The organism is Streptomyces sp. HNM0574 (assembly GCF_012726235.1).
Classification (GTDB): Bacteria; Actinomycetota; Actinomycetes; order Streptomycetales; family Streptomycetaceae; genus Streptomyces.
In genome coordinates this window covers 115,758-130,859 of record NZ_JAASAH010000006.1, presented here as the reverse complement: position 1 = coordinate 130,859, position 15,102 = coordinate 115,758, and the positions used below count along the sequence as shown (strand labels likewise).

The window sequence follows — 15,102 nt, the reverse complement described above, 5'->3', positions numbered from 1 at the left end:
CCCCCACTCGTATCGGCCGAAAGTCGAGGCATACCTGTGGCCCCTGTGACGCAGGGATAGGTACGTACCATGTCCGGGCTCCATGAGGGAGCCGCGTACCACGGTCCGGGAGGACGAGCGGATGGCGAGGAAGACGGCAAGGGGCATGGCGCGCTGGGCAGTTGGCGCGAGCGTAGTGGTGGCGGCCCTGGGCCTCACCGCTTCCGGCACCGCGCAGGCGGACGAGCGGGACAGCGGCTCGCACGACGGGCCGGTCTACACGCTGATCTACGCCGAGCAGATCGGACTGATCAATACCGGCCAGATCGACGACCCGATGGAGGACGTCCTGGAACACGTCGTCCTCAACCTCGGCGACAACAACCGCGGCGAGAACGACGTCAGTTCGCAGTGACCGCCGGCTTCTCGCGCCCCGTCGGCCTCAGTCGGCGGGGCGCAGCCGGCCCGACGGGGTGCGGGCGCTCCCCCGGTGCGCGGTGACCTCCGCGAGGCCGCCGTGCAGGGCGACGCCGCCGCGGTCCAGGAGGGTGGCCGTGGTGCAGGCGTCCTGGAGTTCCTCGGGGGCGTGGGTGGAGATCACCACGCAGGTGGTGCCGGCCAGTTCGCCGAGCAGGGCGACGAAGTCGGCGCGGGTTCCGGCGTCGAGGCCGACGGTCGGCTCGTCCAGGACCAGCAGTTCGGGGGTGTTGAGGAGGGCCTGGGCGATGCCGACGCGCTGCCGTGTGCCGCCGGAGAGGGTGCGGATCCGGGCGTCGATGCGGTGCGCGAGGCCGGTGCGTTCGGCGGCCTCCTCCACCGCGGCCGGGATGCGGCGGCCCGGCATCTCCCGCAGCCAGGCCGCGTAGCCGAGGAACTCGCGGACGGTGTAGCTGCGGTAGAGGCCGAAGCTCTGCGGCAGATAGCCGAGCCGGCGACGGATCTCGCGCAGCGCGGAGCCGCCGGGGTCGCGGTCGAGCAGCCGCAGCGTGCCCTCGGAGTGCGCGGTCGCGGTGGCGAGCGTGCGCAGCAGCGTCGTCTTGCCGGAACCGTTGTCGCCGAGGACGGCGTGGACGCCCGGGCCGAGGTCGAGGTCGACGGCGTCGAGGACGAGGGTCCGGCGGATACGGACGGACATCCGGGATGTGTGGATCACCGAAGGCTCCCCGGGCGGTCGAAGGAATGGCGTCGCTGCGTCAGCAGCCAGGTCAGGATTCCGCCGGCGACGGCCCAGGAGAACTGCCCCGCTTCACCGAGGAGTTGGTTCAGCACGTCGGGGAGCAGGTCCAGGAGGGGCGTGGGCTTCTTGGCGTCGTCGAGCACCTGCGCCAGCGAGGCGACGCCGAGCATCCACCCCGTCATGACGAGCAGGGCGGCGGGCCAGCAGCCGACGTACGAGCCGAGGACCAGGGCGAGCAGCGTCAGCGCCAGGCAGGGCAGCAGCCAGGCCGCCGCCATGGGCGTCGTGCCGCTCCGGGGAAGCAGGGCGCCGACGCCGGTGAGCAGCGGCATGCACAGCGCGAGCACCTGCCCGGTGCGGACCAGGAGCAGCCGCAGGTTGCCGGTCGGCGTCGTACGGGACACCTCGCCGAAGGGGTCGCCGCGCCCCGCGTAGCTGCCCGCCACGCACAGCAGCGGCAGGACCGGGGCGACGGTCAGCAGCAGGGGCAGCAGCGAGGCTGCATGGTGCTGATGGGCCAGCAGGACGCCGACCCCGCAGACCGCGACGGCCGCCAACAGCCAGGGCAGCCGCAGCAGTTGGGACGTCGGCATCCACGGGGGCGGGGCCGGGCGTTGCCGGAGTGCGGTGCGGGTCACGGGGCTGCTTTCGCGTGCGGGGCGGGTCGTTCGGGGAGCGGGGCGCAGTCTCGGCCGGAGAAGTAGTCGGCGAGCCAGGCCTTGCGCTGGGTCTCGGGGAAGGCGTCGAGTTCTGCCGCCCAGGCGGATTCCTCCTTGGACCGGTGGCGGGGCGGGAGCAGCCAAGCTCGGAGAAGGCCCTTGGCGCACGGAGTCCTCGGCGCATCAGCGATGTAGGAGGCAAGCTCGTAGAGGTACGTATCGTTGGCTTCCTCAGCCTGCATGGTGATCGTCCACCAGCTGTGACCGCGGAGCCCATCGATGGAGCCGTAGGAGAAGTCGTTGACGCTGCGGCTGTGCGCATATGTGAGAACGAAGTGTGTAGGCGTGCCGGGAATGCCGTCGATTCGTTCAGCCAACTTCTTTACCTCAGCCGGGTCTTGGGCAAGAGGCCCGCTGGTGTCCTCCGCTCGGCAGATGTGCGGGGTGGAACGGGTGCAGTCCAGCACGACGGGATCGGGCGCCGCACGGTAGAAGAATCCCTGGGAGCCATTGTGGGAGACACCCGTCCCGATCAGGGCGGAGACCGTCGCCAGGGCGCACAGCGCGGCCGGGCGCCAACGGCGGGTACACAGAAGCAGTACCTCGACGGCCAGAGCCAGGAACAAGGCGGAAACCAGCCAGGGAAGCCACGCGGGCGGAGAGTCGGGGTACAGCGTTTTTAGTCCTCGTACGCCACTGCCTCGGTAGGGCTGCGGATACTCGCTGGAGACGTTCAGGCCGACGATAAGGAAGGAGATACCCACTGAGGTGAGGAGCCCGGCGACCGGGGCGGCAAGGCGGAGCCTGACGGCCCGGCCCAAGGCGTAGCCGAGGCAGGCGACCAGGGTGAACAGCGCTATGTCCGAAGCCAGGGCGTCGAACGGGTTCGAGCTCCGGTACTCGGTGCTCTCAAGAGTGAACAGGACCAGCACGACCACGAACAGGTAACCCACCAGTGGCCAGAGCACGGCGGGCGCCACGCGCATCAGGACACAGGGCAGCGGGCGCCGGGGGGCCGTGGCGCCGAGCCATTCGGTGCGTTCCCTGGCGTCCGCGACCCCCAGCCAGCAGGCGAAGCCGACGGTGACGGGGGTTCCGAAGACGAGCACAGCCCGGCCGACGGTAGTCACACCTGCCGCCCAGTTGTTCCACCAGTTGCCGGTCTGCCCGAACACCTGCCACAGCATGGCGGCCGTTGCCACCAGCGCCCCGAACGCGGCGATTCCGTGCCGGAGTTGAGGGGTGAGCGCGTAGACGTGGCCGCTGCCGCCGGAGCGCCGCCCGGCCCAGACGCGGCGCAGCGAGTGCGCCACGTCCCTGCCCCCGCGCTCCCCCATGCACCGGAGCGTAGCCACCGCCACCGGCCGGTGTCAGGCGCTTCCCGACGTAGGACCCGGCGGTTCCCCGCGCCCCCCGAAAGGAACGCGGGGAACCTCTCGCTACCCCTTCGGCACCCGCAGCCGCTTCCAGCTCTCCGGGCCCGGGATGCCGTCGGCGTCCTGGCCCGAGTAGCCGAGTTTGCGCTGCCAGGCCGCGTAGGACTGGCGGTCGGCCTCGGTCCACTGGGGACCGGGGCCGATCTCGTAGTGGGAGCAGCCCTCGGAGACCAGGCGCTTGCCCATGCGGGTGATGACGGGGCTGTCGGGGCGGTCGTGGAAGAAGTCGGCGCCGGGGAACGGCTCCAGCTCCGGTGCGGGCTTGCCGCCTCCGCCGTCGCCGTCTCCCCCGCCGACGCCGCCGCCGTCGCCCGGCTTCTTGCCGAGGCGGTCCTTGATGCGCCCGCGCAGCGAGTCCATGGTGAAGCCGCGCGGGTCGGTCTTGCCCGGCTGCCACTCCTTGTGCCCGATGACGGAGCGTTCGTTCCACTCGTGGGCGCGGCAGATCGCGGCCGAGACCCGGACGATGGCCTCCATCTGCGCCTTCGGCCACGGGTCCTCGCCGTCGCCGAGGTTGATGCACTCGAAGCCGTAGAAGCGGGCGTTGCCGTCGGTGTCGGCCTGGTTGTCGGCCGGCAGGTTGCGTTCACCGACGACGGCGTCGAGGACGTCGCCGTCGCCCAGACCCGCGTGGTTGGCGCGGCCGTTGCCGACGAGCCACACCTCGCCCTGCTTGTCGATGACGCCGTGGCACAGCGGCCCGGGAAGCCCGGAGCGGCCGTTGTAGCAGAGCTCGACGCTGCTCTCGGTGCCCGAGGTGACGGTGTGATGGATCATCACCCCGTTCAGCGGGCCCCAGGCGCCCTTGGCGTTGCGGTGGTGGCGGCGCCAGTTGCGGTGCTCGTGCACCGTGAGCCCCTCGTCCTTGAGGGCCTTCACCATCCGGTCGGCGCTCAGCGGTTTCGCCATGGCCGTGTCCTCCTTCTCTCCGCGGTGCGGGCTGCCGCTCCGCGGACCTGTGCGTGTCTCACCGCGGCGGCGCGTGCTCCCCTGCGCCGCCCGTCACCTGGGCTCATCGGACCCTCCGGCGGGCGGCTGCTGCGGGGCCTGGGCCGCGGCGTCGGCCTGGGCCCGCCGCTGGTCGTACCGTTCCTGCTCGGCCGCCTCCTCCTCCAGCGCGAGTTCCTGCTCGCTGGCGACGGGGACGGCGGAGGCGAGCGGCGTGAAGCTGTACCGCAGGTCCGCCTCGGCCTTCTCGCCCTGCACCCAGGCGAGCGGGGCCCAGTGCACGGCGATGCCGTACGGGTCCTGGAGCAGGGGGCGGCGGGCGGTGTCGGCGGGCCATTCGACGGTGCCGGTCGCGGTGCGGGCCGGGATCAGCCAGTAGTCGCCCGTACGGTAGCGCTCGGCCTGGGCGAAGTACACCTCCACGCCGTCCTCCAGCGGCAGCCAGCGGCCCTCCTCGACGGGGAGCGCGCCCTGGCGCAGGCCGTGGCCCGGGTCGCGGTGGTCCCAGCGGCGCAGCACCGGGTTCCTGCCGGGGCGGTACGCCTCGGGCTCGGCGGACAGCCGCACCTGGCGTCCGGGGAGGTCGACCTCCTCGACGCGCAACAGGCGGGTGGCGTCGAGGCGTTCGGCGGTGGCGGTGTCGGTGAACTCGACGAGGTCGCCGACGTCGAGGTCGAGCTTGCCGTCCCCGCCGACGCTGCCGAGGACGGCCCAGGTGCCGTCGACCTCCTCGACGGGGAAGGTGACGGAGCCGTTCTCGCGGGACCACTTGAAGCTGGCGGTCTTCGCGTCCCCGCCGCGGTGGATCTCCACCCGGTACAGCTGGTTCTCGGGGCCGCGGTAGCGGGCGTCGGGGCGGACGAGGCAGGGGTCGTCGTCGGCGCCGTCGGGGCGTTCGCTCCGGGCGGCGAGTTTCGCGTCGGAGGCGGCCTGCTCGCGGGTCCACTTGGTGAACGCCTCGCGGACGGCGTCCTTGCCGGGACGGTCGTCGTCCAGGCCGAGTTCGTCACCGGCGAGGGTGCGGACCTGCCAGACGACCTTGCGGCGCGCGGCGGTGTCGGTGGCGGCGGCGCCGAGCGCGGTCTCCCGGATCGCCGGGTCCTCGGCGGCGGTGACGGCACGCTCCCAGACCTTCAGGTACGCGAGGTAGGGGAAGCCGGAGGGGAGGCGGTCGCCGGGGCGCTCGGGGTCGAGGTGGGCGTCGGGCTGGTCCCAGTAGGTCCAGTGCTCGGGGGGCCCGTCCTTGTCCTCGGGCTCCTCGCCGGCGCCCTCCTCGGGGACGGGGACGCCGGGTGCGGGGCGGTCGGCCTCGCAGAGGATGCCGTCGACGTAGTAGCGGCCCGGGCCGATGGCGAGGTCGTCGAGTTCGCCGCTGCTGCCGAGGAACTGGATACGGAAGCCGGCGGCTCCGCTCGGCCCGCCGTGCTGCCCGATCAGGTCGGCGGTGGTGGTGCGGGTGTGGTGCAGCTGGATGGCGGCCTGCTCGTTGGCGTCGGCGTCCAGCTGGACGCGGCCCTGCTGGGCGAGGACGCCGGAGTAGCGGCGCTGCGGCCGGAACGTGCTGCGGGACAGGTCTGCGTGCATGGAAGGGATCCCCCTCGGATGTGCCCTGTGCTCTGCGGGCGGTGCGTGGCGGAAGTCGGCGGACGGAACGGTGTCGGTGCGTGGTTCAGGTGACGAAGAGGATTCCGGCATCCGTTCCCGCCGGGGTGTACTCGGCGATCCTGGCCCGGAGGCTGTCGGTGCGCTGCGGCTGGAACAGGTCGTGGAAGGCGCCCTGTTCGCCGCCGTCCTCGGCGCCGCGCCGGATCGCCTCGGGGCAGCCGTCGGCGAGCTGTCCGTAGGCGGGTGTTCCGTAGCGTTCGCTGCTGAAGAGCGGGCGCAGCAGCCGGGTGTCCGGGCGTTCGCGGTCGGGGACGCAGCGGTACCGGCGGGGGGTGCGCGAGCCCTCGGGCACGAAGCTGAAGCGCACGCAGCCCAGTTGGCGGCGGGCCACGAAGACCCGGCCGGTGAAGATGCTGTTCTCCGCGATCCGGACGGCGTGCGTGTGCACCTCGCCGATGACGGTGCTGCGGTGCGCGTGCAGCACGGCGTGCGCGTGCCGGCAGTCGGGGGCCGAGAGGGCCTCGCGGTGGTGGGCCGTCGCGTCGAGGATGCTGTCGCGCAGGTGCAGCGGCAGCGGGTCGGTGCCGACCTCGTCGCCGATGACCTCGATGGTGCCGAGGATGCTGCGGTCGATCTCGACGCAGGCCGTGGTGGACTCCAGCACCAGGCTGGCCTCCTGCGGCGAGTGCGGGTCGCACTCCTCCTCCAGGGTCCAGCCGGGCACCAGCGTGGAGTGGCGGACGACGACGGACCCGACGGGCCCGCTCACGTGCACCCCGCGGCCCGTGACGAGCAGCCCGTCCAGCACGATCCGCGGTTCCTCGCCGGGCGGGCAACCGCCCTCGGGGGCACGGATGTTGAGCGCGTCGGGCCGGTTGCTGTACCAGTCGAGCAGCCGGACGACGGGGCGGGTGCCCTCGGCGGAGCGCAGCTGGAGCCGGTCGCCGGCCTCCAGGTCGAAGTCGAGCTGCTCCTGCCAGGTGCCGCTGTGCGCCAGCTCGATGACGCCCTCGCCGGGGCAGCGTCCGGCCGCGCGGTCCTCGCGCCACCGGGTGTAGGCGTCCATGATCCGCTCGAAGGGTTCGCCGGGGCCGACGCGGTAGACCGTCGCGTCCGGGATCTCCTCGCGGGCGCGGACGTACTCGCCGCCGCCCAGTTCGTCGGCGAACGCGTAGTGGTAGGTGACCCAGACACCGTGCCGGGGCGCCGAGCGGGAGCCGAAGGCCATCCGGCCGAGCTCCGGGTCGACGGCGATCTGGCCGCGCTTGGGACGGTAGCGCCAGTCGGAGAGGTCGGCGACGACGATGTTCCCGATCGGCACCGGCTCTGCCTCGGTGTCGCCGTGCTGCCCCTGCTGTTCGAGAGCGCTGTCCCGCCAGACGGTGAAGCTCTTGCCCGGGCCGTAGTAGTCGGCGAGCCGGTCGGCGAGACGGCGGCGGCCGATGCGGTCGGGCAGGTTGTCCAGCGCGGCGATGTGCGCGGCGTGCGGCTCGGGTTCGGGCCGGGTCACCAGCGGGGTGTCGTTGCCCAGGATGGAGAAGGTGTACAGATTGCGGGCCCGGTCCACGCAGTAGGCGGGGGCGCGGGTGACGGAGTACGGGCGCAGCCGCCACACGTACAGGCCGACGCCCGCCGGGGTGTGCCCGCCCTGCCGGTGCCGGGAGCCCGCGCGGCGCACGTCGACGGTGCGGGCGACGGAGCCGAACGGGCCGCCCGCCAGGTCGAGTTCGCCGCTCTCGCGGACGTCGGCGAGCCTGCCGCGGGCGGCGCGGCGCGCGTCGGCCTGCTCGGTGGCCGCGCCGTAGAGCCGTACCGGCTGGTGGTGGGCGAGGTGCCGGGACAGTTCGACGGCGCGGGCCGGCCAGCCGGCGACGCCCTCGGCGAGCTCCTCCAGCAGCGGCAGGGTGCCCTTGCGGCGCCGGTTGGCGACGGTGGCGGCCACGTCCCGGCGCGGGGAGAGCGCCTCGGCGAGCCGGCGCCCGGAGGCGTCGGGACCGCCGCCCCGGGCCGCGCGGTCGAGGACGCCCTCGTAGCCGGGCAGCGGGCGGTGGCCGACGAGGTCGCCGATGTACGGCAGCGCCCACTCGTCGGCGGTCTCCACGAACCAGTCCGCGTAGCCCTGTTCGACCTGGGTGCGGATCCGGTCGGACTGTTCCGCGACGACGGCCAGCAGGGCGCGCAGCGGCTCGCCCTGCTCGGCGTCCCGCAGGCGGTGCCACTGCGGCAGCAGATCGGCGAGATGGTCCGGCTGCCTGGTCATCGGTCAACCTCCGTCAGGACGAGCGTGTCCGCCGCGTTCGGGGACAGCAGGGCGAGCTGTGCGGGCCTGATCCCGCGGAAGACGCACACCGAGCGGCCGCGCGGCAGCCGCCGGGTGTCGGTGATGTCCGGGTTGAGGCGCAGCAGTTCGGCCAGGGAGATGCCGTGCACGGCCGCGACGTGGCTCAGGGTCTCCCCCTCGGGCGCCGCGACCCGGTGGAACTCCTCGTCGAAGCCGGCCTGCCGGGCCGGGACGGTGCGCGGCGGCCCGGGTTCGGTCAGCCGCTCCACGATCTGCTGCGGGGTGGCGCCCGCCGGGATTCCGGTGAAGACGTCGAGGTCCATCCAGTCGACGCCGGGCACCGTGTGCGCGACGGCCAGCGCGTCGGAGGGCTGCGCCGGAACGGCCAGTTCCCTTCCCTGGAAGCCGAGTTCGGCCGTGAGCGCTTCGCGCAGCCGGGGCTCGACGTGCCGCCAGGCGTGGTCGCGGGCGACCTTGACCTTCGCGGCGACGACGAGGAGCACGGGCTCGCGCACGTCCACCCGGACCGGCAGCCGCGCGTCGCCGTAGGTGGCGAGCGCGGAGCGGAGGGCGCGCAGGGTGCGGGAGTCCGGCTCCAGGGGCACGTCGTCGTCCCCGGCGACGGTCAGGTGCAGCAGCCGCCGCCTGCCGTCGGTGACCTCGCGGGCCACGGCCCGGCCGATGCCGGCGCGGGAGCGGGCGAAGTCCTCGTAGTCCTGCACGGAGACGAGCCGGTCGAGCGCGGAGACGGCGAGCGGGATGCGGCGCCGTCCGGCCGGGAGCCGTCCGGGACGGCGGGCCTGCGCGGCGTGCGCGGGGCCGTCCGGGTCGGCGCCGCCGCTCGCGGGCACCGGGTTGGTGACGCCGGTGACACCGAGCGGCCGGGTGACGGGCTGGGTGATGCGCCGGGCGGGGACGTTCGCCCCGGCGCCGGTGCCGAAGCGGTAGCGGGCCCGGACGTTCTCGTGGCCGGAGGGCAGCCGCGCCCCGTGCACGCCGTCGCCGAAGGTGACGGTGGTGCGGCCCTCGCCGTCGCTGCCGATGACGTAGACGCGCTCGGCCGGGCCGCGGCCCGCGAGGCTGTCGACGGGGTGCCAGAGCAGCCCGTCGACCCTCAGTTCCAGGGTGGGCCTGGCGCCGAGCGGGCCCGCGTCGGGCAGCCAGGTCAGCGGCTCCTGCCAGAGCGTGAACGTCTGGTGGCGGCGGCCCGCGTCGCCGCTGCCGATGGCCTCCTCGCGGCTCTCGCCGTGGGTGGCGGGGACGACGTTGCCCTGGATGCGGACGGTGTCGCGCCGGTAGCGGTGGTTCAGGTCGCCGGTGAGGGTGAGCACCGTGTGCACGCGGTCGCCGGGCCGGGCCGGGTCGAGGTACTGCTCGGCGCGGGCGATGACGGCGAGTTCGGTGCCGGGCACCCCGGTGGTGTGCGGGACGTCGGTGCGCTCGCCGCTGACCGCGACGGTGCGCCCGGGGCGCAGGCCCTCGTAGAGGGTGTCCAGCGCGATCTCGTTGCCGTGGACGTCGTCCTCCAACGGCTCGTCGGCGAGCCGCAGTCCGGTCCCGGCGGCATGCACCGTGGTGTCCCTGATGTGCGAGAGCAGCACGTCGTGCTCGTCGAGCCAGGGGTCGGCGAGGGTGAGTTCGGTGCCGCGTCCGGTGATGCCGTAGTCCGCGTAGCTCGCGGTGCGGACGGCGGTGACGCGGCTGGTGACGAACGCCAGCGCCGGGTCTCCGGGCACCCCGCCCTTCGCGCCCTTGCGGGGGCGTTCGACGGCGACGCGGCTGCCGACCTCGATCTCCTCGTGCACGCCGTCGAGCCGCAGCACCCTGCGGTTCTCGGCGTCCGGGACGGAGGCGAGGCCGATCTCGATCGCGGCCGGTTCGCTGCGCGAGGTGTAGCGCGCGGTGATCTCCAGGCCGCCCTGCCGCTGCCGGCGCGCCTCGCCGGGCTTGAGCTGCCAGTCGGCGGTCTCGCCGTTGTGCACGGCGACCTGGACGGCGCCCTCGTCGTCGGGCCGGGAGACGAAGACCGTGCGCTCGGGCAGGCCGGGCAGCAGGCGGACGGTGACGCCGGGCTCCTGCGAGTTCTCCGGGCGCCGGTTCAGCCAGTTCAGGGTGTGGTCCTGGCCGGTGCGGGTCTGCACCTCGACGCGTCCCGGGCCGAGGGTGAACGTGGTGTCGGCGGGCAGCGACTCGGTGCGCTGGCGCGAGATGTCGAAGCGCGCGTAGCCGAACTCGGCACGCTCGGGCACCTTGCCCGCCGGGTCGAACACCACGCGGATGCTGGTGAGTTCGGCGCCGGTGAGCGGCCAGTCGGTCTGCGACACGACCCGGCCGCCCTCGTCCTGCACCGGCTTGAGCGGGGCTGTGGCGCCGAACGGCGCGGCCGTGACCCGCATGGACAGCAGCTCGCGCAGCGCGTCCGGCACCGAGGGCGCGAGCGCCGCCGCCGGTTCGGCACGCCGCCAGGCCCGGTACAGCTCCTGGCCGGCGCCCGGTTCGAGCGCGGTCAGCAGCTCGGCGGCGAGCCCGGCACCGGCCTCGGGGCCCGCGCCGGTGGTGCTCAGCGGGCGGGGGGCGCGGGAGGCCGACGGCCGGAAGGCGGGCAGCACGCTGTCGAGGGCGCGCAGGGCCGGGGTGCCCTCGGCGGCCGCGGGCGCGGGCGGCGCGGGCATCTCGACGGAGCCCAGCTCGGCGGCGCGCTCGGCCAGTTCGCCGAACATGGCGCCGAGCTGCCCGAACCACGCCGCGGGCTTCTCGTACGGCGCGGCCAGGGCCTGGGCCTCGGCGAGGCGTTCACGGGGCGGGCCGAGCCGGCGGACGAAGCCGCCCGGGGTGGTGAGCGAGCCCAGGTCCTCGCGGAGCGGGGCCAGGACCTGCTCGTCGAAGTCCTCGATCAGCCTGCTCGCGGGGCGCGGGTTGGGCGCGGGGCGCTCCTCGGCCTTCTCGTCCTCGGCCCCCGGCTCCGGGGGTTCGGGGACGGTGATCCAGGCGCGGAGCAGTTCCACCAGTTCGTTCAGGGTGGGCGGGGCGGTGCGCGGGAGGCGCAGCGCGGTCAGTTCGTCCTCGCGGTCGATGCGGGTCCCGGCGACCGGGAGCAGCCGGTGCTTGCCGCCGCCGAAGACGAACAGCAGCTTGTCGCCCTTCCTGGGCGGGTTCGCGGTGCCCGCGACGTAGATCTCCGAGCGCTTCTCCAGGTCGCCGGGGACGATCAGCGCCGGGCGGCGGCGCCGTACCGCCAGCCGGTTCCAGGCGGCGCGGGCGCGCAGGTCCTCGTCCGTCTCGTAGGTCTGCGCCTCGTCCTCGGAGCCGGTGGGCACGCTGTGGCTGCGGGAACCGCGCGGGATCAGCACCTCGGCGTCCTCGCCGGCGCGGGGATCGCGGTCGACGGTGTACGCGAGATGGGTGCTCGCCGCGACGCCGGGGCGGGGGCGGTGGCCGACGAGCCGGGCCAGCAGCGCGAGCGAGCGGTGCTCGTCGGCCGTCCTCACGTAGCCCTCGTCGGCGATCCGTTCCGAGTGGAAGGTGAGCATGTCGCCGAGGACGGCCCAGGCGTCGAGCAACGCGATCGCCGGGTCGTCGGTGGTGCGGGCCGTCAGGCCGCGCAGCGCCGGGTACGCGGGCGAGGCGAGCCGGTCGAGCATGGCCGCCAGGAACGTGGCGTGGGTGCCGGTGCGCAGCGCGAGCGCCGTGCGGCCCGGCGGGTTGTGCGGGGCCTCGGGGGCGCGGGTCTCGTCGTGCCCGGTGCAGCCGCAGCCGCAGGAGCCCGCGAGGGTGCCGTCGTCGGCGGGGTGGCCGAGGGGTGCCGGGTTCATCGGTCACCTCCGGCGAGCGTGATCTCCAGCCTGCCGTTCTCGGGCAGCGCGGGGTCGTTGTCGCACTGCGCGATCTCCAGCGGTCCCAGCCGCAGCACTCCGTCCTCCAGTTCTCCTCGGTCCTCGTGGAACTGCCTGCGCAGTCTGGTCACCCGGAGGCTCTCCACCCCCTGCACCGCGGCGGCCGCGGCCACCAGCCGGGACAGCCGCACCGGTTCGCCGAAGGTCAGCGCGTCCGGGTGAAAGAAGCCGGGCCCGCGCCCGCCGGGCAGCGCCCGCGGGCCGAGCACCCGGTGCAGTTCGGCGAGGATCTGCCCGTGCTGGTGTCCCGGCGCCGCGCAGACCGTCAGGGCGATGTCCAGGGGCACCGGCCTGGCCGCGCGGACGACGAGGTCGTGCCCGATCCGGCGGCGGCCCTCCAGCTCCTGTTCGACGGTCTCCAGCAGCGCCCGCGAGGGCTCGCCGCTGCCGCGCGCGTCGATCGCGACGTGCGCCTCGGCGAGGCTGCCGGTCCACCGGATCTCGGCCGCCGCGCGCTGCACGCCGGGGACGCGCGAGGCGAGGTGCGCGTAGTCCTCGGCGGTGACGGCGCGCAGCCGCTCCCGCTTGAGGTCGAGGGGCGCCAACTGGCGTACCTGGTCGACGGGTTCGGGCTCGGTGCCGCCGACGGCCGGGAGCGGGTTGCGGACCCCGGCGACGGGCGGGAGCTCGGCCGCGTCCACCTCCTCGGGGTCCCGGCACAGCACCAGGTGGCCGATGGCCTCGGCGCCGACGTTGCCCGCGGTGCCGCCGCCGGTGCGGTAGTGCAGTGCGAGGGTGGCGCCGGGCTCGGGCGCGGCGCCGTAGCGGCCGTCGCCGAAGCGCAGCGCGAGCCGGCCGTCGTCCTCCAGTTCGCCGGTGAGGTGCCGGTCGTGGGGGCCGCTGTCCAGCAGGTCGCGGCGGGGGTGCCAGCGGTGGGTGCCGTCGTCGGCGACGACGGCGGGCAGCGCGGCGCGCGGGTCCTGCGCGGCGACGGCCGAGGCCGGGCCGTGCAGCACCGGGTCCTCGGGGTGCAGGTTCGCCGCGTAGGGCTCGCCCCAGGTGTGCGCGATCTCCCAGGCGATGCGGCCGTCGAGCACGGTGCCCGCGCGGGCGCGGGCGGTGAGGATCTCCAGGCGGCGCAGCTTGTCGGTGAGCAACTGGTCGCCGCGGTGCAGGAGTTCGCGCAGGGCCGGGACGGGCTGCTCGCGCAGGGCGACGCGCTCCAGCGTCCGCAGCCCGAACAGGACGGTCAGCTCGGCGATCTCCGCGTCCCCGAGCCCGTCGTGGTCCCGCGCCGAACGCCACAGCTGGGTCAGCCTGGCGGCGACCCGTGCCGGGAGCGCCGCGAGCTCGGCGGCCTGCCCGGCGGCGATGTGCCGGGGCTCGGGGTACGGCACGGCCTGCACCACGCCCGGGTTGGCGAGGACGGGGCGGGGCGTGGGGACGATGCCCGGGTAGACGGACTGGGCGAGCAGCGTGCGCAGCGCCGCCGCCTGCCCGTGCACCGTCGCCGGGTACACCCGCTCGCCGCGCAGCCCGGCGTTCTCCAGGCCGATCCCGGCGCGGGTGGTGTGCTCGGCGCCGAGCGTGGTGTGCAGCTCGCGCACGGACACCGGGGTGAGCTGGAGGCCGTGATCCGCCTTCCGCAGCAGGGAGTTGACCAGGCGGGCGGGGGCGTTCCCGCCGTGACGGTCCGCGCAGCCCGGCGCGGGCTCGCAGGACGGCAGCACGGCCGGTTCGGTGGGCAGCACGGCCGTCTCCGGCGCGGCGCCGCACCGGGTGAGGGTGCGGCCGTGGTCGGCGAGGACGGTGTTGCCCCGCGCGAGGCTCACGTCCGCCACCGGGGCGCAGTCCGGGCCCGCGACGGTGGACAGCACCAGCGGGAAACCGAGCGCGTCCTCCTCCGCCCAGGTCACCTCCAGCACGGGCCGGCCCTCCAGTTCGTCGACGCCCTCCGTGACGGAGGTGAGCCGGACGGCCTGCCGGTGCGCCGGGTCCGCGTCGCCCGGGGTGCCGGTGCGCGGGCCGCGTACTTCCTCCAGGACGAGCAGGTCGCCGGGGCGCAGCCGGAGCAGGCGGGAGGTGCGGGTCTCGTCGGCCCACTCGTCGCGCAGGGTCGCCGAGGTGGCGCCGCGGGGCAGGACGCAGCGCTCGTCGCCCCAGGTCCACAGGCGGATCGCGTTGTGCGCCGGGCGGAGGCGCAGCGGGCGGTCGTCCAGCGGTTCGAAGATCTCGGCCGCGCCGCGCTCGTCCAGCGCCGTCAGCTCCTCCTCGTCGAGGACGGTGCCGGGCGCGGGCGGCTCGTGCAGGCCGGGGGTGCGGAAGTCGACGGCGGCGAACCGGTAGCTGCCGGGCCGCAGTTCGAGCGGTGCGGCGACCTCCAGGGTGACGAAGGTGCGCGCGTTGCAGCCGTCGTGCATCGGGTAGTCGATCAGCCGCACGTGCCGGCGGACGGAGACCCGGCGGCGGGCGGTGTCCAGGTACGCCTCGGTGGCGACGGCGTCCTGCTGGTAGCTGATCCGGTCGGCGGTGTGCGCGAGCAGTTCGACGAGGGTGGTGCCCAGGTCGGCGGCGTGCCGCTCGCGCCAGTCCGGCGCGGTCAGCGCGAGCCGGTCCAGCACGGCCTGGCGCAGGGTGTCGAAGTCGCGGGCCGTGTAGTCGATGACGGGCGCGGGGGCGCCGCCGGGCGCGGCCGCCGCGTGCCCGTCGCAGGGCTCCTCGTCCGCGCAGTCGAAGGGCGAGGGGCAGTCCGTGCCGAAGGTGAACCCGGCCTGGAAGTACCGCTGGTCGAAGCCGGGGTACGGGTCGGTGCCCGGGCGTCCGCCGGGCCCCTCGGCGACGAGGGAGAGCCGGTAGCGGGAGGTGTCGCCGGTGCGGTCGAGGGTCACCAGCAGCCGGTCGTCCAGCTCCGCGTCCTCCTCCCGCTCGACCCGCACCCGCTCGGCGGTCAGCCCGGTGATCCGGCGGCCGCCGTCGATGCGGACGTTGCCGGGGCCGATGCCGTGCGGGGCCTTGCCGAGGAACGTCACGGTGAGCGTGCGGCCGTCGTCGCCGACCTCCACCCCGTCGACGCCGCCGAGCGCGGCCGCCCGTACCTTGCCGCGCCGCGCGTCGTCCCGGCAGACCGTTCCGGTGCCGCTGTCCGTGGCCGAAGTGCCCGTCGCGGGGCCGCTGTTCGCGCCGA

General features: G+C 74.7%; 9 protein-coding genes. 1 reads left to right on the top strand and 8 read right to left on the bottom strand.

What is annotated here, in order from left to right:
- The first annotated feature begins 145 nt into the window (after positions 1-145).
- A complete protein-coding gene (locus HCC30_RS13240; protein WP_240979571.1) occupies positions 146-394 on the top strand; it encodes a hypothetical protein in 249 nt (82 codons plus the stop codon).
- Between the two features lie 27 nt (positions 395-421).
- On the opposite strand, the gene HCC30_RS13235 is transcribed toward HCC30_RS13240, so the two are convergent.
- The 8 genes from HCC30_RS13235 to HCC30_RS13200 all read right to left on the bottom strand — a co-directional run bounded on the left by HCC30_RS13235 (position 422) and on the right by HCC30_RS13200 (position 14,980).
- The gene (locus HCC30_RS13235; RefSeq protein ID WP_169442689.1) at positions 422-1,114 is read right to left on the bottom strand and encodes an ATP-binding cassette domain-containing protein; all 693 of its coding nucleotides are present in this window, start codon (positions 1,112-1,114) and stop codon (positions 422-424) included.
- A 14-nt stretch (positions 1,115-1,128) separates the two neighbouring features.
- Positions 1,129-1,794 carry a hypothetical protein gene (locus HCC30_RS13230; protein WP_169442688.1) on the bottom strand — a complete coding sequence of 222 codons (666 nt, stop codon included), beginning with the start codon at positions 1,792-1,794 and terminating at the stop codon, positions 1,129-1,131.
- Positions 1,791-3,152: a hypothetical protein gene (locus HCC30_RS13225; protein ID WP_169442687.1), complete on the bottom strand. Its 1,362-nt coding sequence runs from the start codon at positions 3,150-3,152 to the stop codon at positions 1,791-1,793. The genes HCC30_RS13230 and HCC30_RS13225 overlap by 4 nt, the downstream gene beginning before the upstream one ends.
- Positions 3,153-3,254: 102 nt before the next feature.
- A complete protein-coding gene (locus tag HCC30_RS13220; protein ID WP_169442686.1) occupies positions 3,255-4,160 on the bottom strand; it encodes a peptidoglycan-binding protein in 906 nt (301 codons plus the stop codon).
- Positions 4,161-4,253: 93 nt separating this feature from the next.
- Positions 4,254-5,783, bottom strand: a complete 1,530-nt coding sequence (locus HCC30_RS13215; protein ID WP_169442685.1) for a DUF6519 domain-containing protein — start codon at positions 5,781-5,783, stop codon at positions 4,254-4,256.
- Positions 5,784-5,868: 85 nt separating this feature from the next.
- Positions 5,869-8,064, bottom strand: coding sequence for a hypothetical protein (locus HCC30_RS13210; protein ID WP_169442684.1), 2,196 nt, complete (start codon positions 8,062-8,064; stop codon positions 5,869-5,871).
- The gene (locus HCC30_RS13205) at positions 8,061-11,897 is read right to left on the bottom strand and encodes a putative baseplate assembly protein (protein ID WP_169442683.1); all 3,837 of its coding nucleotides are present in this window, start codon (positions 11,895-11,897) and stop codon (positions 8,061-8,063) included. Before HCC30_RS13205 ends, HCC30_RS13210 begins: the two co-directional genes overlap by 4 nt.
- On the bottom strand, positions 11,894-14,980 hold the full coding sequence (locus HCC30_RS13200) for a putative baseplate assembly protein (protein WP_169442878.1): 3,087 nt from the start codon (positions 14,978-14,980) through the stop codon (positions 11,894-11,896). Before HCC30_RS13200 ends, HCC30_RS13205 begins: the two co-directional genes overlap by 4 nt.
- Positions 14,981-15,102: the final 122 nt, after the last annotated feature.

Bases quoted from the DNA above. Each gene is read 5' to 3' on its own strand.
- HCC30_RS13240 (WP_240979571.1), top strand. From the start codon at position 146: ATGGCGCGCTGGGCAGTTGGCGCGAGCGTAGTGGTGGCGGCCCTGGGC.
- HCC30_RS13235 (WP_169442689.1), bottom strand. From the start codon at position 1,114: ATGTCCGTCCGTATCCGCCGGACCCTCGTCCTCGACGCCGTCGACCTC.
- HCC30_RS13225 (WP_169442687.1), bottom strand. From the start codon at position 3,152: ATGGGGGAGCGCGGGGGCAGGGACGTGGCGCACTCGCTGCGCCGCGTC.
- HCC30_RS13220 (WP_169442686.1), bottom strand. From the start codon at position 4,160: ATGGCGAAACCGCTGAGCGCCGACCGGATGGTGAAGGCCCTCAAGGAC.
- HCC30_RS13215 (WP_169442685.1), bottom strand. From the start codon at position 5,783: ATGCACGCAGACCTGTCCCGCAGCACGTTCCGGCCGCAGCGCCGCTAC.
- HCC30_RS13210 (WP_169442684.1), bottom strand. From the start codon at position 8,064: ATGACCAGGCAGCCGGACCATCTCGCCGATCTGCTGCCGCAGTGGCAC.
- HCC30_RS13205 (WP_169442683.1), bottom strand. From the start codon at position 11,897: ATGAACCCGGCACCCCTCGGCCACCCCGCCGACGACGGCACCCTCGCG.